Here is an 18,699-nt window from a genome sequence, read left to right on the forward strand (position 1 = left end):
CGCTGCGCGAGTGAACTCAGGCCAACGGTCCTCATGACGCTATCCTTGTTATTGTGCGGGCCGCGAACGGCGACCGTACAAAATAGGCTCCGCGTGTTCGGAATTTCAAGCAGCGTCGAAAAATATGCTGCCCGTCAGGGCAGGTAAAGGCGGAACACCCCACCGCCCAACAGACCACCATTGCTGATTTCGGTACGCCCACCCACGCCGTTGCGTTGATGCAGTGCGGCAATTCGCCCGGCAAAGTACAGGCCCAGCCCGGTGCTGCCAGTGCTTTGATTGATGCCCTGCACGTAATCGGCCTGACGCTCGAGCATCTGCGTCGGGTATCCCTCGCCATCGTCATTGATGGTCAACACCAGTTGCCCGGCTTCGTCGCTGACGCTGATCAAAACGGCATGCCGTGCAAAGCGAATGGCGTTGTTGATGCAGTTGGCCAATACCGACGCGATCAACTCACGGTCGAAGAAACCCAGCGGGCTCAGTGGGTCCACTTCAAAGGTGGCCATGATGCCGCGGCTGGCGAACACCTCCTGATGGCATGCCAGTTGCGCTTCGATGAAGTCGTCCAGTTCATGGTAGGCCGGCTGCAACGGCATCTGGTTGACGCCGAGTTTGTACAGCCCCAGCAACTGCACCAGCATGCCGTTGAGGTGGGCGAACTCGAAGTCGATCACGCCCTGCTCCGGCGTCTTCTGCGCCGACTCCGGCAATCGCGCCAGCCACTGGCTGTGGGCCTGCATCAGCATGGCCAGCGAGTTCTTCATGTCATGCACGGTAGAGGCGATCACCGTGGAGAAATCCAGTGCCTGTTTGTTGTCGCTCATTGGCCAAATGCCTTGCTTTTCAGCTTCTGGTAACGCGGATAGCGCGCGTCGGAGTCGGGCATCAGGCCGACCATTTTCAGGCAGGTCCGGCACTCCTCCAGCTCCGCCGAAGGAGCGCTGGTATCGGTGCCGTGCAACAACGACTGCGCCATGTTCAGGGCGATACTGATGTTCTTCGGTTGCATCGCCAGGGCTTTGCGGAATACCTGCCGGGCCTCCACCAGGTTGCCGGTCTTGTACACACGCACGCCCTGACGGTTGAGCTCCGCGGCGGCGTTGCCGGAATTGAGGATGCTCGGGTCGTCCGTCTGCTTGGCGATGTCCTTCATGACCACCGGATCGTCGCCATAGATTTCCACGCAGTTTTTCAGCATCGCGGTGCCGGCCTCGGTCTGCCCGAGCATTTTCAGTTGCTTGGCCACCAGCAACGCCGCTTCGGCGCTCATGAATTGCTCCATGCCGTCCAGACGCAACAAGGCTTGCTCGGTGAGCTTGTCCGCCGTCTCGGCATCGTTGAGCAACAGGCTGGTGGCCTTCATCAGGCGCGCCCGGATTTGCAGGCCCGGATCGGAAGGGTTTTCCTTGGCCACGGCGCTCAATGTGGTGTTGATTTCCAGTCGGGTCCGCGTGTCCAGGCCCCTTTCGCTGCCCTTGCTGATCAACGCATGGGCCAGGCCGAGGTTGCTCTCGGCATCCTTGAACCGCGACTGCGCGCCCTGGCTCACTGCCTGGCGATAGGCCTTGGCTGCGGTGTCGAAGTCTTCGTTGGTCATCGCCAGCTTACCGAGCAACGCTTGCCGGCGCACCGCCAGCGGCGACAGGCGAATCGCCTCCTCCAGAACGCGCTGTGCACCCTTGGTGTCCCCTTCGGCGACCAGTACATCCGCCATGCCGTCATACAACGACGGCATCATCGGGAAGACTTTCAGGGCTTTTTCATAAATGCCCTTGGCCTGCCCGACCTGGCCACGCTTGAACAACAACTTGCCCAACCCGGCAAACGCCCATGGCAACGGGCGATCGGCGATGATGCCGTCGTAGAGGCGCTCCAGCGCTTCGTTCTGATTCAGGTCGCGCAGGGCATCGGCGCGATAGCGCAGGCACAATGGCGAGTAACGGATATCTTGCTTGCACAGGGCGATACAGGCGTTGAGCACCTCCATCGGCTTGCCCCGGTCGAGGGCCTGCAGGATCGGCTTGAGCAGGGTCTTGCGCTGCTCCAGGCGCTCCAGGCGCTGGGCCAGGCTGGAACGGTTGAATGGCTTGGTCAGGTAGGCATCGGGTTCATGCTCCAACGCACTGAGTACCATGGCCTGGCTGGTTTCGGCGGTGACCATGACGAACACCGCTTCATGGCTGATCAGCTTTTCTTCCATCAGGTCTTCAAGCACCTGCTGGCCATTCTTCTTGCCGTCACCCAGGTGAAAGTCCTGCAGGATGAAATCGTAGGCCTTCTGCGAGCACATTTTCAGCGCCTGCTCGCCGGTATCGGCAGTGTCCACTTCCTTGACGCCCAGTTCGCGCAGCATCGACCTGACCGAACTGCGAAAGTCCGAGAAATCATCGACGATCAGAAAACGCTTTTGGTGATACGACAGCATCGAAGATTTCCAGGCAATTTAAGAAGAAGAACCCAAAGACAAATACACGGACGGACTCAGCTTCGCAGCCCTTGATTTGGCGCGCAGATGATAACGGGTGGCACTAGGCTATCAAACACCTTCGCATAGACAATGAGCCCCCATGCCGACCGGAAGAGACGAACAAGCCCCTGACTGTCCGGGTTATCGGCCAGCAACAGCGTTCCCTTGAGAGCCTTCCCCGACGCTCATTCTGAATATGTGAAGCCCTTACTGAAAACGACACCTCACGCACAAAAAAATGCTGATACATGAACACCAGCAATACATGAACATCAGCAAATGCCGGTGGCCGGTCAGGCAGAATTCGCCGATAAATTGACTAAGTCGATATTGGCACTCCTAAGTGAACACCACTCGTCGATTAATTGACGACTTCAATCAGGATCAGACCTTGGCCACTGGCCACCTGTGGCGAGCCTAATACCTTGATTTTCGAGGGTTACCCCCCCTCTTGAGAACAGCGGTCAGGCCTACTCGCACTGGGCTTACATCGAGGACCGACGGATGGGCAGACAGGTAGCGCTCCGGGCTGGCCTAGAATCAGTTGTGAGGCGGGCGGGAGCACATCATCATGCGCAAACCATTGAAAATTACTCGTATTGATCTTCTCTCCCGGGCTTTGTCTGCCTGTTGGAAACGTTCGCCCTCCCTGCCGGTGCTGTTGATGGAAATGGCCCAAGGACCTCTGGAGGCCATCGCTGGTTTTTCAAGGGGGTCAGGAAGATCATGACTGACCAAAAAGACCCCATTCGCGTGATGTTGATCGATTGTCGCCCCCTCGTGCTTAAGGGCCTTCACGACTTGATCAATGCCAGAAAGCCCCAGATGGAAGTGATAGCACAGGCCACCACTTATACCAGTGCGCTGGATCTTGCCGATCAGTTGCGGCCCAATGTCATTTTTTTCAGTTTCTTTCCGGATGCACTAAATCCTCTGGAGATCGTCGCGGGACTCACCCGTAGCGCCGAAATGAAAGTGCTGCTGCTCAAGGGTCTGTACGAAGTCGTCCCCGCTGCCCAGGCGATAGAGGCTGGCGCTCGCGGCATCGTGCTGGCGGAAGACCCGACGGAATCGATTATCCAGGCCATCCTCAAGGTCCACCATAGCGACTTCGCAATGGATAGAGCCTGGGCTGGCGGCCTTTCCGGCTATGCCGCGACCGGGCATATACCCATGAAATGCAATCTGGAGCAGGCGAAACAGGCGCGGTTGACGCTGCGCGAGAGAGAACTGATTCGCGCCATCGTGGGCGAACCGTCCGCCAAATATGTGAGCATCGCCGGGCGCCTGGGGATCAGCGAGCACACCGTGCACAACCACCTCAGCAACATCTATCAAAAGCTTAATCTCATCAACCGCATCGATTTGTTGATGTATGCGCTGAAACACGGGCTCACCAACGAAGCACCGACCGAGTCCGTCTGGGTGGAACTGGATTGAATTTCAAGTCAATACAAGACGGTCTGCCCTTCACTTTCAGGGGGTAGGTCGTCACTGTGTCGCCATCCTTGTCGAAGACCCAGAACAGGGTACCCGCAATGCTGATGTCGTTCCTGGTATCTCCTGCCGCGTTAACCTGTATCTACCCGCCGCGCTCATTAAGCCTTGTGCTGCTCGATAGTTCACGGCGGATGCGATCATGCGGATCCGTTCACGCGCGCGATGCCTCAGGCACTGCCAAAAAAGATGTCGTTACTCTGAAGATCGACCCCGACCAAGGTGATGGTCGTTGTTTTAAGTTGGCGGCGAAACTCTGGGTGTCGTTGTCGTCAGCGTCTCCTGCTGGGTCGCGCCTGCCGAGTCGTCGGGATTCACGTACCACGAAGTGGTGACGATCGGCGTGTACAGGCGGGATGGGAGATTCAGACTACGGAGAAGAGATGGAACGTCACGAAGGTAAAGTTGATGGCTTCGAAAATCCCTGGCACCTGAATTTGTCGAACTTTATCTACAAGTCGTGAAAACGAAGCGTTGAAACAGGCGGGGGAGCTGCAAAATATGGTGTCCCAGGGCAGGTTCGAACTGCCAACCTTCCCCTTAGGAGGGTCAATTTATAGCGAGCCAAGGCCGGACAAGCCCAGCAATTACGCGGCCTCTTGTCCAGTTGCGTCCGTGAAAACGGCGCCGTATAGTCCTTTTTGCTGCCACGGTGCTGTCACGGAGCTGTACTGCTTGAAAACGAAGATCACCCAAAAGCTCATCAACAGCCTGACTACCGAACAGAAAGCGTACCGGGTGCATGACACTGTGCAGCCGGGTCTGTTCATCCGCGTGCTGCCGAGCGGGCACAAGTCCTACATGATCACTTGGGGCCGCAACAAGAATGCCACCCTCGGCCGCGTCGGGGTGATGACGCTTGACCAGGCGCGCACCGAGACTGCCCGATACCTGGCCGACGCACACGAGCACGGCGAGCCGCTGGTGATCACCCAAGGCCGCAAGGGTGCCACCCTACCCTCCCTGCGCGAGTTCATCGACAACACCTATATGCCGTGGTTCGAAACTCATCACAAAGGCCACGAGAAAACCCTGCACACGCTCAACAACAACTTCGAGGCGATTATGCCTCAGAGGCTCGACGCGATCACTGGCCGCGACCTGGAGCAGATCCGTACGGGGTGGATGCAGGCCGGCAACAAACCTTCAACTGTGAACAGAAAAATGGGCTCGATCAGCGGCGTCTTTAGCCGAGCTGTCGAATGGGAATACATCGCCGCACATCCACTGGCCAAACTGAAACAGCTCAAAGTCGATTCAGTGGGAAAGATCCGATATCTGGATGCTGACGAGACCAAACGCCTGCGCGAAGCTCTGGACGCCCGCCAAGATGAGACGCGGGCCGAACGCGAAACTGCGAACAGATGGCGAGCAGATCGCGGCAAAGAGCAGATGCAAAGTTTGCTGCAACTGCCCTTCACTGACCACCTGAAACCCATGGTGCTGGTGTCGCTGAATACCGGCATGAGGCGCGGCGAACTGTTCGACCTGAAATGGTCAGCAGTGAACTTCCAAACGAAAACGATCACCGCCGCCGGCGCCACCACCAAAACGAGCGACACACGGCATATCCCGATGAACAAGGAAACCTTTGGAGTACTTGAGGCTTGGAAAAAGCAGGTCGGGAAGTCTCAGTACGTTTTCCCGAGCCAGGGAGGCGGCCGCCTGGAGGATGTTAAAAGCGCCTGGCTCAAGTTGCTTGAACGAGCCAAGATCGACGGCTTTCGCTGGCACGATATGCGCCACGACTTCGCGTCACGCCTGGTAATGGCCGGCGTACCGCTCAACACGGTACGGGATCTACTGGGGCACACTGATATCAAGATGACGCTTCGCTATGCCCACCTAGCGCCAGGGACCAAGGCCGCGGCTGTTGAGTTGATCTGATTATTGATGCCTAGAACGGGATGTCGTCGAATTCCACCACCGAAGGGGAATTCTTGTGCTCTTCAACGTGGTCTTTTAGCAGGCTCCAATTCAACCGAAGCACCAATTCATTGAGGTGTTCCCTATAGTCAGTAGGGTAGCTGGTCGTCCAAAAAAGCTTGCTTAGCTTGATCGTATCCCAAAGCCTTAGCTCATCGTAGGTAAGCATTGTCGGAACTTCAAAACACATATTAATGAATCTGGTCGCTTCGTCCGTAGACCAGATTGCATCGATAGCCTCAGTAATTTTTGTGACGCCTTTCGAGCTATCAATGGCTTGCTGGCTCATCGCATTAGAAATAGCCCACTCGATCACAGCGGTGAGCGATCGCTTTTGCAATCTCCCCATCATATCTAGGGCGAACTTGATCTTTGGATCAATCCTTATTCCCACACTAACGGTCGTGCTGGTCTCGCCGATCCGCTTACTTGTCTTAGTGGCCATACCATTCCATCTGCTCTGTAAAGATCAGCTTAGCTGACCTGATGACCACAGCTTGCGCGACACGCAAACCACTGTCAATCCATGCGAATACGATACTGTTTAGCATTTGCTTGCACTGATAGATTTATGCGTTGTAACCTAGCAACATCTGGCATCCTCTTCGGTGCCGGAATTTAGGGAGACGACCATGGAACAAACCCCGCAACAAATGGCTCCGCTGTCGGTGAGCGTCGAAGAATCTGCCCGCATTTTGGGTATTTCGCGCTCTGCTACTTACGAGCTCATCGCCCAAGGCGAAATCAAGACTTTCAAGATTGGTCGGCGGCGCCTGGCACTGGCGTCTGAACTGAAGGTGTTCATTGAGCGCGCAGCTAAGGCCGGCGCACGGTGAAGCACGAAAAGAATAAAGGGGAAGTATTGCGCAGGACTGCGCGGAAGATTGCCAAGGCGGTGCTCGAACACCGCCTTAGCGAAAACACACTGGATAGCACCAACGTGAGGGGCAAACTATGACACGCCATTCTTCAACTGAGCAAGACCACAAGATGATGGAGGCGCTGCGAAACGGTCCAGTTTCGACCATCGAAGCGGCAAAGGATCTGGATATCGTCCAGCCACCAAACACCATTCGACGCCTCAGGAAAAAGGGGCACGAAATCCGCACCTACTGGACGCATCAGTCCACTGAGCCAGGCCGCCCACCGCATCGCGTAGCCAAGTACATCTTGATGCGCGAAGCGTCGTAAACCAGATATGCAGCGCTCTCCCCATTTTTGGGGCGAGCGCTCGCACCTGCCTGTGAGCCGCTGAATGGCCAGAAAGAAATCCTACAAGGTCGACTTTGGCGGCGGTCGAGTGCTGGCCCTGCCGTATCGACTGCTGGTCAGTGACGCCTTCGACAACCTGTCGCCAAAAGCAGTGGTGGTACTGATCAAGCTGGCCAGGAACTACAACGGCAAAAACAACGGCGACCTTGCCTGCACTGTTGCGATGCTCGCATCCGGAAGGAGCATGGATGACAAAACTTTAAGGTCTGCGCTGGAGGAGCTGATAGCTGCTGGGCTGATTGTGAAAACAAGGGAGCACGGTCCCTTTGCGAGGGACGGCAAACATCAACCAGCGCTCTACGCGATCACCTGGGCGGCCATAGACGATTGCCCGGGCAAAAATCTGGAAGTCTCTCCGGGCCCTCCCCGGTTCAGATTCATTTAATTTCGAATTTTCCGGTGGGATTTTTTCCGCCGAGTACTGGGAAAAAATCCCAGTGGCAAGAGTGTTTTCTGTCCGGTTATATCCCGTTGCTCTTTGGTTCCGATGAACCACTGGGGTTTTTTCCCAGTGCCTTCCAGTAAAACCGGGGTCTCCAGAGGTGGGGCCAACGGGAAAAAATCCCAGTCTTATATAATTACACCACCATAGGGGTTATTAAGTGACCTTGCACGCCATCAAACAGACCCGCTGCCAACACAGCCACGCAGGGAAATGTAAGCGCATCAGGGGCTTCACGTTCCTTGTTCTCGACTACTTGCCTTGGACGCTAATCGGTATGTGTCGCCCATGCGCGGAGGAAGTGAGGAAGGATCTGATCTACCAAGTTGAAAAGGGCAAAGGTCGATAGTCGCCGACCCGCCACCCTAGAAGTCGAGCCGTGTTTCAAGCCGAAAAGGCACCACCCTGTTACGGGGTAGTGCCTTGGTTACTACGAAGTTTTCGTTGTATACCTGCTTACACCTCAACCTCAAGCCGAGGCCGATCAGCACCAGGGTCGTCTGAACCGAAAAGCGCCTGATTCAATGCCTTCCTGCTCTCACACCACAGGTCGTACTCAGGGTGGCCGCCCGCTACCGCAGCATTTGCCCATTCTTGCCACTCTTTGCGCCACCGCATCTCATTCAAGTGCGTCCACTAACGGCTTGCGTGACGTTGCTCCGCGACTATTAGCTCGGCCAGCAGCGCGCGTTGTGCGCCGGTGAGCACAAAAAGCGTTGCAACCTGAAGAGACGCATTATCAAGAGTCATTGCTCACCCCCTTTCAGCCGGAACTTGCGGAAGACGTCATAGCTCGCATCGTTCAGCCGATTTATGGGTGAACGGATCGCTCACCTACTGCTTACACTTCTCGCTGATCCAGCCCGCCGCCCAGCTCAATGGGTCTTTCGACGCCATCGGCTTGAGTGGCTTTCCATCCCGTGCAGCCTGCTTACCCTCCTCCTCTGTTTCTGTATGAATCCATACCGTGGTGTGCCTGAACCCTGCCTCACGCTGGCGCTCCTTGTAGAGTCTCTGGCGATCGGCCGCCGATAACGGCCCCTTAAGGACCTTCTGATCTGTCATATCCACTTCCGTTACCACTCACAACAAAACAAAAATGCATTGCCGTGAGTGGTAACGCAATACGAAAGTGCAAAAAATGCATATCCTCGAGTTGGGGGGGGGGAACGTGGAATAAGGCCGCGATCCGTGCGTGCCCCCTCCTACACCCACCTCTGGCTATCACTTGGTATGGCTCCGTGCCTTGGGCGATCGCGAAAATGAGCTGCTGCTGGGAGTTGATTCGGAGTTCATGCATCAAACTGACCTTCTCCAGTGGTGCTTTGTTAATACCACTATGGCATCATCATTCGCATTTCTAGATAAATGGATGAGTCTGTGAATCCGTCACACCCGCCTCTATGCCACCTGCTCAAAGATTTGCTTGAGTCATCCGATGTCATTCTGCGGGCCCGGGCGGAGAACTTTCGCTTCGAAGAGCGCGTAAGTGTGGCGAGGCAGGAAAAGTACGAATCCAACCATGGACCTACTGGACCAACCTATGAACATTGGCTAGAAAGTCATGCCGATTATTTGGCGGCCTCTGTTTATAAAGCGCTACCAGAGACGTTCCAGATACTAAACGCCGACGCTGCCCTACCGAGCGCTGTCTCTTCTGCTCTTGGTGAAGAACAGGTCCTCATTCGCGTTGAATCTCTGGACTATGCCCTGACTGAAATCAAGACTTCTTTGGCCGATTTAGAAGACATCCTGGAAATTTATAGGGGAAAGCGCGACTCCAATATCACAGCAGGTGATGCGAAAGCGCTTCTTCAGAAAGTATGCAACTCTCTCAATCGCAACCCGAATGCGGTGCGACCACGCTTTGCCGCTTTTGCTCAGGAACTAGAGGAAGATATAGATGCCTCAAACTGGCCCCAGCGATTGCGGGACCTTCTTGGCCTTGCGCACTTACCCCCCACTAATTGCTACGGCCCTCACCCAGTGGTGCTGATGCGTTATAAGGTGAAAGAAGTTACTGAGCGAGCTCATATACTCCAGGCAGGACACCCCCTTGCGGTCCCTACGGCCCTAGATGCCGAACCTTATGAAATTTTCCATCCATCACCAAGGGAACAGGACTACGGTAGAACCTTAAATCTCGCTGGTATCGGTGACGGTAACAGGCTCACTTCAGAGGTCCTGCATATGCAGATGGACTACAATCCTAACCATATTTGGAAGATAGGCTCCATCACTGCTCGGGCCGACGCCTCTCCAGAGCGGGTATCAAAGCTGCGCGGTGACCACTTGGCGCTGCTTCAACTTCTCAGCAATCGGGATGATTTCGGAGTCCTATGAGCGTCACCTCAAACTTTTTTTCCGCACGCCATCCTTGGCTGGAACGCCTGAATGCGGAGCCGGAGCGTGCGGTGGATACTTTGCTGCGTGGCGCTGCATATCTTCCGGGACTGCAACGAGCCAGCCAAAGCGAAGCGTTGATGGCACTGATGGGCGATCTAACGCCGGAGGCACCTGAATGGGATCTCCTTGATCGAGCACTACTGCGATGGTTGCAGGTGCGACGAGCTAACACCGAAGAGGCACTCACCCGACCTGGAGGTGTAGAGCGTTTTATTCGCGAAACTGGGGAGGCTTTCCGAGCAACTTGGCGCCTTAATGCTGCTGGAAGATGTAACCTTCCTCATAGCTGTACCTGGATGCGCACCGAGCTCTTCGATCTGCTGCGCTGGGCTGACAATTTCAGTGTTGACGCAACCTTTGACTTAGGCCGAACAGTGCTCATCGCAGCCAGCCATATGCAACAAGGCAATGAATTCCGTTTTCTTTGGCTGCGTATCTGCGACGAAGCGGCCGTACCACGTCTGCGCCAACGCTTGGATGCCGCCTTGCTGGGACTTGCATTTATCCCTGTAGGAAAAGTTGGTGGTCCTTCCCATGACCTGATTGTCGGTCTAGCTCGCTGGGCGTCACTATTACCACGAAATGAGCATTTCAAAAGTGAAGTCGTGAAGGAGTGGCGCTCACTTAAGGCTGCTTTTCCGCGTCAGCCGAGCTTCTGGCGTGACCATTGGCAGGCGATTCTCAATGATGAACGCATTGCTGCCCACCCGTTTACCGACTGGCTGAAAGAGTCCGATCCAGCCCTGCAAGGGCCGAGTAAAGCCGCACCATCGCGCCGCGTACCCCAGCTGCCAAGGGATATCAAAGGCACAATTAAGGCAGTGGAGAAAGAGTACGGAGAGGAGGGTCTAACTCGGAAACTTTGGGGTAAAATTTCGATACTTCTCGATCAAGTGGAAAGCTACGCCGACGCCACTGGAGAAAGCTATTACCTCGTCACGAGTTGTACCAATATTGCCCGGATGATCTTGGATTGTGCGCCAGGCCAAGCGCTCACACTTACACGGCGCGCCTTGCTATGGGCCCCCGCTAATGGCCACGCCTGGAGTGTTCGCGCCACAGCCCTTGAACGCTTGGGCCGCTCAGACCTAGCCGAGGCGGTGTTGTGGGAAGCAATACGGCGCATTCCCTCAAACGTGGTGCTCCGCGCTGAGCTCGCTCTGAAGTGGCTTGAGCGCGGTGGCTTGGTTGAGGCGGAAGCATTGCTACGCAAATCTGTAGCCCTCGACCCAAATGACGCCCTTAGCCACGTTGAACTGGCGCGGGTGCTATGGTTAAGCGATCGCTCCGATGAGGCCTTAGCACTACTGCGTAGCAATAAGGGGATCAAGGAGGGAGATACTATTTTGTACACCCTTGGCATCTTGTTAGTAGCTGAAGGGAGGAATGCGGAAGCAACTGAGGTGCTGGAACAGTACACCCATGTAGCAAGCAGAAGGGCAAGTATTGCGACTCTGAAACGCCTTGTCACTGCTGGTTCTGCCGGTCAGGAAGAAGTGCGAGAACACTTGCAAAGAGCTCGTCAGCGCGGTGACTCACAACAAAGAGTTACTTGGGAAGAGGAAGTCACCGAACGGGCGCTGGCTGCGGAACAAGTGGAGTTCCCACGGCTGGAGAGAATCAGTAAGGTGGCACAGGCGGACTTACTGTTTCGTCTCGGCGAACAACGTCAAGCAGATGCCCTACAGCTGATAGATACTGCCCTGAATGATTCAGCGGATGCTTACGCCCAGGTGGTGAAAGGGCTGGCACTGCCGGAATACAGAATAGAAATGCGAGGGCGTATCGACCGTTTCGCTGGTTCGCTACCAGTGCGCTTAGCTCTAAGCCCAGAGAATATCGATACTGACCACTGGCGCGAGCTGCTTAGACAATTTCCTGAAGGACAGTATCTAACTCATCTAGTACAACTAGCCCGTGGACAAGCCGACGATACAGCTAAAGCCGCCCTTAAGGCATGGTGTAGCGAGCCATCACGCTGGGACAACAGTTGGGATGATTACCTAAAACAAACGCTATACCGCCATTTAGAAGGGAATGAAATTCATAGCGACCTCGCTACTCTGGTCCACGATGCACTAACCCAGGCGGTGGACGTGGGATTCGACGCCACACCATTGGTAGCCTGAGCCACAGACCAGCATGAGGGATTCCCCCTACACCCAGGCCAAGGATCGGATCTCAAATCTGCCCCTTCTGGATTTCAAATCGAAAAGTAGGGATAGTCCAAAGCTGGGCCATCATCGGTGTGCTCAAATCTGAGCACACCTGGTGTATGTACGAGATGCGAGCAGAGTTCCGCGCATCTGGCTAGTGCCCTCAGGTTTGAGTGCAAATCTGGCAGCCAGGCAACCACCCTGCAAAATCTCGCTCCCACAGTGAAACATCGCGATGTGTGACGTTTTGGTCTCAGTGAGACAGGCAGGTAACGTTGCTAGCTTTTCGAGAATGGACAACAAGTGGCCCTATTGATAGCTTCAATGGCCCGGCCCTCACCGAAGGCACCACTTTAGTCCAATCAAAGGAGTTACGAATGGCCTCTATGCCCACCCCAGAAGAAACTGCTCGCGAGATTCTTGCGATATTCGTTGATCATTTTAAAAGTCGCCCTGATCACGTCCTACAGATCAAAAATTTCAACGCTGTCTGGCATCCACGTGGTCTTGAGGCTGAAGACTTCAAGCCTGGGATGGCATTTGCTGCTCAACAAGGATGGGTAGAGGTCTTGCGTAACGGGGAAGCGTTCAAGCTTACGGCTCTCGGGTTTTCTGAAGCCTAATCCGCAGTCCTGGCAGCAGGCTGAAACAGGCACGTTTCAATCGTGATCCAGGCTCACATTTGAACCATTTGGACCAAAGTGGGATTTTCTCACTTTGCTTTGGCACCAACTCCGCGACACGTTTTCATAATTCGCAAAACGTGTCGCGCTCTCCAGCTCCTAGCGAATTTTCCTTGCGTAGCCTTTCCTAACTACGCGCGAAATGTAGCTATTCAGCCCTCTACCGGCTTTAGCCAATCGATGCATTTCTGCAATAGATCCAGGACCCGCACTCTGATTTGTATACAGGTACTGCGTCCGGTCCATAAATTCGACGGTGATAGATCCATTCCCTATCTCAAATGCAGCCACATTTGAGTCTCCTCCCAGGTTCCTATAGCGTTCCATCGTCGTTCCTTTGAGCAAGTGATTTCATGGGTAAAGCAACGGTTTGCCTTGCACCCATGACGCTAGTCTAGGATCTTCGAATGTCCAAAAAATGCACTGAGTACCCCCTGAAAGCAGGCTGGAGCAGGCGGGATTCAATAGTGATCCTGGCTCACATTTGAGCCATTCAAATTGAAATGGGACTACCTCACTTTGCCTCGGCATCGACTTCGCGACACGTTTTCAGAATTCGCAAAACGTGTCGCGACATCTGACCTACCAAAATGGGAGGCCAGGTTTGATGTCCGAAAGTCCGACATCAAACTGCGGCGACCTTCCGCCATTATCCGAAGGTATTCCGATCTTTCTGATCCATACCTAGAGGCAAGTGACTGAGCCGAAAACCCGGCCACGTATCACTTTGCCTACCCCTGACTTACTGGAACAAAAATCCCCTCCCCGCTCCCCTCCAACCCAACTATTTCAGTCCCGTTTAATCCGGTTACGTGTAGCACATAGAGTGCACCTAAACTGATACTAAAAGCACATCATGCTCATCCGTGCATACACACGCACCACTGGCCTGGCTCCACTTGGTGGTTCTGGAGTCCGGAGCGGTCGTGCAGCATTTCCTCGAGCAGACTACGGCAGAGGTCGAGCAGGATGCTTTGCGGCGCCATGGCGCTCTCCTGCTATCCGTAGTGCCCGTGCCAGGTATCGAAAGCGTTGACCGACAAGGAAATCGCCAAGGCCCTTGCCGGCACGTTGGCGACGCAGCCGACGCCCGTCATGGATGGTGAGGACTGGTTGCGTCGCGTGACGGCCCATCTGGGCGCCTCGCCCGAGTACTTGCTGAAGCAAGGTTTTCTCGACAGGCATGACCTGGTGGAACACCAACACCAATTGCCCAAGGCCGTGGCATGTCTGATCCGTAGCAATCCGGCCTGGCATGCTCCTCCTGTGGATCACTGATCGCCAAAACACTGCTGAGCCCCCATAAAACCGCAGCACCCATCAGGCCAAAAACCATGAGCAAAAACAGGATATTCAAGGAAACACCCAAGACCCGGCTGATTGTGTCAGTTGAAACTGAAACCGTGGCCGCGATTGATCGGCTGATCCGTTATCCCAGCGCCAACCGTTCAGAGTTCGTGCGTCTGGCTATCGAAGAGAAGCTGGAGCGTGACGTGGTTCTGTTCCAGAACCGTGTTTCAGCAGTTCCCTAAGCGTTCTGAAACAGGTGGATTTTCGTCGGCCCTAAAGCGTGCGAATTTTGATGATTTTCAGACCAGTACGCGCATGCGCGCGTGCGCGCGTATATAAAGCAGAACACTCATAAAATCCGTGGCTTTATGTACGTTGGATGGCGGTTTCTCGTCGATTTCCGCCGATTGAAATAGTCAGCAATCGGCCAAGAGCGGTCATTCGTATTTTCACGTATCGCTCGCGTGCATGTTGTATTCAACGGTGCTTTTCCCATTGATCATTACTCATCGCCAAGCGAAAGCCGAGATGTGACATGGAATTCATAGGGTCTGCGCCCTGCCTGGCGCTGGTTCGAAAGCTCGTGCAGTAGCTATCGCTACAAAGGAAAGATCCACCTCGGATGACACGCTGTGGTGCATTGGCCGTCACCCCAAGTTCCGGGTCGTAGCTGTCGGAAGGACCTTCCGGGTTCACCGCTACTTCACCCGCCGGCTGACGCTTGGGCCCAACTCTAAATGCATCGGCACGATACCAGTCTGCAACCCACTGCCAAACGTTCCCGGACATGTCATAGAGCCCGTAGGCATTAGCTCGGTAACTGCCTACCGGTTTGGTGCCGATCTTGAATTTGTTACTGGTCCCGGTCACGGGAAACGGCTGTACCTCATCCCAGGTATTCGCCATCTGTTCCCCGCCGGGCGAGAAGTCATTACCCCACGCATAATTCGCTTGTTCCAGTCCGCCTCTTGCGGCGTATTCCCATTCAGCCTCGGTCAGCAGGCGCTTGTGCGCCCATGCGGCATACGCCTGTACATCCTCACGTGAAACCTGAACAACCGGATGGGTTTCCTTGCCCTCGATGGTACTGTCAGGTCCCAGCGGGTGGCGCCAGTCGGCTCCCGGGACAAATGTCCACCACTGGCTGAAATCATTGAGCGGGACTGGCCTGTCCGTGCCGACAAAGACCAATGCGCCGGGCACCATGACACTGTCATCCGGCTCAGGCGTCCCCGGCGGCAGTTGGACTTTCAGGTCTTCCCATTTGGGTTTGCGTTCGGCGGTGGTGACGTAATGAGTTTCAGAAATGAAACGGGCGAAATCGGCATTGGTGACGTCGTAACGGTCGATCCAATACCCGTCGAGGCGAACCTTGTGCGCCGGCCCCTCGTTTGGACGCGCCTGCTTATGATCGCTGCCCATTAAAAATTCGCCGGCAGGAAGCCAGACCATTCCCAAGGGACCATTGTTTCCATCACCCAGTGTCAACGGCACGGGGCCGCGAATGTGCTGATACACCGCAAACGCCAGGCAAACCGACACGATCCCGGCGCAGACGATGGCGATACCAAAACGCCGTTTCCTGATAAGCATTTGCGCTCCTCTTGATATCAGTCTGCGGCCTCGGCTGAACCTGCCTAGTATCAAGATCAGGTATAGACACCACTCCCCCAAAGTCAACGGCCACTCGGGTTAACGTTGAGATGGACTGGCGAGAGAAGAAAACGGTTCTACACTCCGAGCTTGGGGTTTCGGGGGTTTACAGGAGCTGGCCATGGCCACTGCACACTGGGATAAACCTTTATGGCTGCGCCAGCACATCAGTTCAGGACTTGCAGTTGCCTTGCTTGCGTTCTCTTGCGCCAATGCAGCGACACAAGAAGTCAACGGAACGCCCGGTTCACCCAGCGCGACCACGACCATCGATGGGAGATATCTCCCTAATCCTCCAGCGTCATTCGGTGGTGTTATCAACCTCGACGCCGGGAACTCCACGCCCTACTGGTCACCGACCGTCGTCCCGCCCAAAGACGCGCCCAATGTGTTGTTGATCATCACCGACGACGTCGGTTTCGGCGCGCCCAGTACGTTCGGCGGCATCATCCCGACGCCAGCCATGGATCGCGTCGCGGCAGCCGGGTTGCGCTTCACGCAATTCAATTCGACGGCACTGTGCTCACCAACGCGCGCCGCCTTGATTACCGGGCGCAACCATCACTCCGTCGGTTTCGGCGTCATCACGGAAGTTTCAACCGGATATCCCGGCTACAACAGCGTCATCACCAAGGATAAGGTGACCATCGGCAAAATCCTCAAGGACAACGGCTATGCAACGTCGTGGTTTGGCAAAAACCACAACACGCCGTCATTCCAGATCAGTCAGGCCGGTCCGTTTGATCAATGGCCCATTGGTATGGGCTTTGATTATTTTTTCGGCTTCATGGGGGGCGAAACCAACCAATGGCAACCGGGCAATCTGATGCGCAACACCACGCCAATCCATCCTTACGTCGGTAAACCGGGTTGGAACCTTATTACCGCGATGGCAGATGATGCCGTCGGCTACGTCAATGAACTGAACGCGCTCGATCCGAAGAAGCCGTTCTTTCTTTACTATGCCCCCGGCGGCACTCACGCGCCGCATCACCCGACGCCCGAATGGATTGACAAATTCAAGGGCAAATTTGACATAGGTTGGAATGCCGCGCGTGAACAGATTTTCGCCAACCAGAAGCGCCTCGGCGTCATCCCGCAGGAAGCCAAGCTCACGCCGTGGCCGGACTCCCTGAAAAAATGGGGCGAACTGCCGGCGGACGAGAAAAAACTGTATGCCCACCAAATGGAAGTCTACGCGGCCTATCTGGCGTACACCGATCACGAAATCGGCCGGGTGATCCAGGCAATTGATGACATAGGTAAGCTCGACAACACGCTGATTATTTACATCAGTGGCGACAACGGTGGTAGCGCAGAAGGCACCCCTAATGGCACACCAAACGAAATGACGACCTTCAACGGAATCGACGTGCCGGTCGCCGACCAGATGAAGTATCTAGACGCTTGGGGTTCGGACCAGACCTATCCGCACATGGCCGTGGGCTGGACCTGGGCAATGGATACCCCCTTCAAGTGGACCAAGCAAATTGCATCGCATTTTGGCGGCACCCGCCAGGGTATGGCCATTTCCTGGCCGAACCGGATCAAGGATGCCGGCGGCATCCGTAACCAATTTCACCACGTCATTGACATCGAGCCGACGATCCTTGAAGCCGCCGGTATTGATGCGCCTCTGCAGGTAGACGGCATTGCGCAAAAACCCATCGAAGGCACGAGCATGGCTTACCTCTTCGACAAGCAGAGTGCCGACAAGCCTTCTACACGCACCACGCAGTATTTCGAGATGCTTGGATTGCGTGCGCTTTATCACGAGGGCTGGATGGCATCGACGACACCCTACCGCGCACCTTGGGACATCACCGCTCAGCCACCGAAAGACATCGTCAATGGCGTCAAATGGGAGCTGTACGACATCACCAAAGACTGGACGCAGAACGACGATATCGCCGCCGCCAACCCTGGCAAGCTCAAGGAACTACAGGATCTGTTCTGGGTGGAAGCGAACAAGTATCAGGTATTGCCGCTCGACGCTTCCGGCTTTACACGCGTCATTGCGCAGCGGCCGAGCATCGTGGCCGGACGCACCGAGTTCAATTACTTGTCGCCAGTGACCGGCATTCTTCCGGGCAACGAGCCCAACGTGTTGAACAAGTCCTACGTCATTACGGCTGACGTCACTGTTCCGGAAAATGGCGGCGACGGTGTGCTGGTGACCGACGGCGGCCGCTTTGGTGGTTATGCCCTCTACCTCCTGAAAGGTAAGCCGGTTTTCAGCTACAACCTTGAAGGCGTTGCGCTATTCCGCTGGGAAGGGACCGAGGCGCTCACTCCCGGAAAGCACAGCATCAGCTTTGATTTCAAATACGCTGGGCCGGGATTCGGTAAAGGCGGCACCGGCGTGCTGTCGGTGGATGGCAAGCAACTGGCTAGCCATACGATCCCCCACAGCGTTCCATTCGTCTTCGGTGTGGATGAAAGTTTCGATGTCGGCTCTGACACTGGCACCCCCGTCGATGACAAGGATTACCAGGTGCCCTTTGCATTCACCGGTTCACTGCACAAACTTACCGTCAAGCTCGAACCAACGCAGTTGAATGTCGCGGGCAAGGAAACAGCTCAGAACAAGGTCGGCAACAAAGACTAGGAAAAAGCACGCGGGTCAACTCGCAAGAGATGATCCGCGACTTATCAGCGACAGCCCCATTGTGAATCGGATGCCGCTTTTGGCCGACTGCTTCCAGTGTCCGCTATGGGTCGTTTTTAGCCGGTTGCGACAGGCAAAAACCGGCCACAAGCGGTCATTCAATCTTGATCGAATCAACGAATGGCTTGGCGAGGAGGTAGTGAAGTTCAAGCCCATTGAAACCGGTGCGCAGCCTCAAACGGGCCGGACTTCAAGATGAAATCTGTGAGTTTGCGATTTTGGATACTCATTGCAGA

General features: G+C 55.3%; 16 protein-coding genes. 12 read left to right on the forward strand and 4 right to left on the reverse strand.

The features are described from left to right. Positions 1-134 precede the first annotated feature (134 nt). On the reverse strand, positions 135-827 hold the full coding sequence (locus tag AC3IT6_RS22215) for a sensor histidine kinase (RefSeq protein ID WP_489352812.1): 693 nt from the start codon (positions 825-827) through the stop codon (positions 135-137). Further along, on the reverse strand, positions 824-2,428 hold the full coding sequence (locus tag AC3IT6_RS22220) for a response regulator (protein WP_489352814.1): 1,605 nt from the start codon (positions 2,426-2,428) through the stop codon (positions 824-826). The genes AC3IT6_RS22215 and AC3IT6_RS22220 overlap by 4 nt, the downstream gene beginning before the upstream one ends. A 613-nt stretch (positions 2,429-3,041) precedes the next feature. Here AC3IT6_RS22220 and AC3IT6_RS22225 point away from each other — a divergent pair. The 3 genes from AC3IT6_RS22225 (at position 3,042) to AC3IT6_RS22235 (ending at position 5,854) form a co-directional block, all read left to right on the forward strand. After that, complete coding sequence (locus AC3IT6_RS22225) at positions 3,042-3,200, forward strand: hypothetical protein (protein WP_191628043.1); 159 nt, start codon at positions 3,042-3,044, stop codon at positions 3,198-3,200. Then, positions 3,197-3,910, forward strand: coding sequence for a response regulator transcription factor (locus AC3IT6_RS22230; RefSeq protein ID WP_489352817.1), 714 nt, complete (start codon positions 3,197-3,199; stop codon positions 3,908-3,910). Before AC3IT6_RS22225 ends, AC3IT6_RS22230 begins: the two co-directional genes overlap by 4 nt. A 732-nt stretch (positions 3,911-4,642) precedes the next feature. Continuing rightward, entirely contained in the window at positions 4,643-5,854 is a 1,212-nt protein-coding gene (locus tag AC3IT6_RS22235; RefSeq protein WP_489352819.1) for a site-specific integrase, read from the forward strand. A 10-nt stretch (positions 5,855-5,864) separates the two neighbouring features. Here AC3IT6_RS22235 and AC3IT6_RS22240 read toward each other — a convergent pair whose 3' ends face one another. Further along, the gene (locus AC3IT6_RS22240) at positions 5,865-6,338 is read right to left on the reverse strand and encodes a hypothetical protein (protein ID WP_489352821.1); all 474 of its coding nucleotides are present in this window, start codon (positions 6,336-6,338) and stop codon (positions 5,865-5,867) included. Between the two features lie 187 nt (positions 6,339-6,525). On the opposite strand from AC3IT6_RS22240, the gene AC3IT6_RS22245 reads away from it, so the two are divergent. The 8 genes from AC3IT6_RS22245 (at position 6,526) to AC3IT6_RS22280 (ending at position 14,384) form a co-directional block, all read left to right on the forward strand. Beyond that, complete coding sequence (locus AC3IT6_RS22245) at positions 6,526-6,729, forward strand: helix-turn-helix domain-containing protein (RefSeq protein ID WP_305483389.1); 204 nt, start codon at positions 6,526-6,528, stop codon at positions 6,727-6,729. 118 nt (positions 6,730-6,847) lie between these two features. After that, complete coding sequence (locus tag AC3IT6_RS22250; RefSeq protein WP_236191336.1) at positions 6,848-7,084, forward strand: helix-turn-helix domain-containing protein; 237 nt, start codon at positions 6,848-6,850, stop codon at positions 7,082-7,084. Between the two features lie 64 nt (positions 7,085-7,148). Further along, positions 7,149-7,550, forward strand: coding sequence for a hypothetical protein (locus tag AC3IT6_RS22255; RefSeq protein ID WP_489352824.1), 402 nt, complete (start codon positions 7,149-7,151; stop codon positions 7,548-7,550). 1,437 nt (positions 7,551-8,987) lie between these two features. Beyond that, positions 8,988-9,950, forward strand: a complete 963-nt coding sequence (locus AC3IT6_RS22260) for a hypothetical protein (protein WP_489352826.1) — start codon at positions 8,988-8,990, stop codon at positions 9,948-9,950. Next, entirely contained in the window at positions 9,947-12,142 is a 2,196-nt protein-coding gene (locus AC3IT6_RS22265; protein WP_489352828.1) for a hypothetical protein, read from the forward strand. Before AC3IT6_RS22260 ends, AC3IT6_RS22265 begins: the two co-directional genes overlap by 4 nt. 404 nt (positions 12,143-12,546) lie before the next feature. Continuing rightward, entirely contained in the window at positions 12,547-12,792 is a 246-nt protein-coding gene (locus tag AC3IT6_RS22270; protein WP_489352830.1) for a hypothetical protein, read from the forward strand. 1,092 nt (positions 12,793-13,884) lie between these two features. Further along, the gene (locus AC3IT6_RS22275; RefSeq protein WP_489352832.1) at positions 13,885-14,130 is read left to right on the forward strand and encodes a hypothetical protein; all 246 of its coding nucleotides are present in this window, start codon (positions 13,885-13,887) and stop codon (positions 14,128-14,130) included. A gap of 56 nt (positions 14,131-14,186) precedes the next feature. Further along, a complete protein-coding gene (locus tag AC3IT6_RS22280; RefSeq protein ID WP_150754083.1) occupies positions 14,187-14,384 on the forward strand; it encodes a ribbon-helix-helix protein, CopG family in 198 nt (65 codons plus the stop codon). Positions 14,385-14,619: 235 nt separating this feature from the next. Here AC3IT6_RS22280 and AC3IT6_RS22285 read toward each other — a convergent pair whose 3' ends face one another. Next, positions 14,620-15,735 (reverse strand): formylglycine-generating enzyme family protein, encoded by a 1,116-nt coding sequence (locus AC3IT6_RS22285; protein ID WP_489352835.1) that lies wholly within the window; start codon positions 15,733-15,735, stop codon positions 14,620-14,622. A 181-nt stretch (positions 15,736-15,916) separates the two neighbouring features. Between AC3IT6_RS22285 and AC3IT6_RS22290 the strand changes: the two genes are divergently transcribed. Further along, positions 15,917-18,403, forward strand: a complete 2,487-nt coding sequence (locus AC3IT6_RS22290; RefSeq protein ID WP_489352837.1) for an arylsulfatase — start codon at positions 15,917-15,919, stop codon at positions 18,401-18,403. Positions 18,404-18,699 lie beyond the last annotated feature (296 nt).

The sequence above is a fragment of the Pseudomonas sp. KH_017 genome (assembly GCF_057840285.1).

Coding starts and splice junctions, on each gene's coding strand:
- AC3IT6_RS22215 (WP_489352812.1), bottom strand. CDS start 827: ATGAGCGACAACAAACAGGCACTGGATTTCTCCACGGTGATCGCCTCT.
- AC3IT6_RS22220 (WP_489352814.1), bottom strand. CDS start 2,428: ATGCTGTCGTATCACCAAAAGCGTTTTCTGATCGTCGATGATTTCTCG.
- AC3IT6_RS22225 (WP_191628043.1), top strand. CDS start 3,042: ATGCGCAAACCATTGAAAATTACTCGTATTGATCTTCTCTCCCGGGCT.
- AC3IT6_RS22230 (WP_489352817.1), top strand. CDS start 3,197: ATGACTGACCAAAAAGACCCCATTCGCGTGATGTTGATCGATTGTCGC.
- AC3IT6_RS22240 (WP_489352821.1), bottom strand. CDS start 6,338: ATGGCCACTAAGACAAGTAAGCGGATCGGCGAGACCAGCACGACCGTT.
- AC3IT6_RS22245 (WP_305483389.1), top strand. CDS start 6,526: ATGGAACAAACCCCGCAACAAATGGCTCCGCTGTCGGTGAGCGTCGAA.
- AC3IT6_RS22250 (WP_236191336.1), top strand. CDS start 6,848: ATGACACGCCATTCTTCAACTGAGCAAGACCACAAGATGATGGAGGCG.
- AC3IT6_RS22255 (WP_489352824.1), top strand. CDS start 7,149: ATGGCCAGAAAGAAATCCTACAAGGTCGACTTTGGCGGCGGTCGAGTG.
- AC3IT6_RS22265 (WP_489352828.1), top strand. CDS start 9,947: ATGAGCGTCACCTCAAACTTTTTTTCCGCACGCCATCCTTGGCTGGAA.
- AC3IT6_RS22270 (WP_489352830.1), top strand. CDS start 12,547: ATGGCCTCTATGCCCACCCCAGAAGAAACTGCTCGCGAGATTCTTGCG.
- AC3IT6_RS22280 (WP_150754083.1), top strand. CDS start 14,187: ATGAGCAAAAACAGGATATTCAAGGAAACACCCAAGACCCGGCTGATT.
- AC3IT6_RS22285 (WP_489352835.1), bottom strand. CDS start 15,735: ATGCTTATCAGGAAACGGCGTTTTGGTATCGCCATCGTCTGCGCCGGG.
- AC3IT6_RS22290 (WP_489352837.1), top strand. CDS start 15,917: ATGGCCACTGCACACTGGGATAAACCTTTATGGCTGCGCCAGCACATC.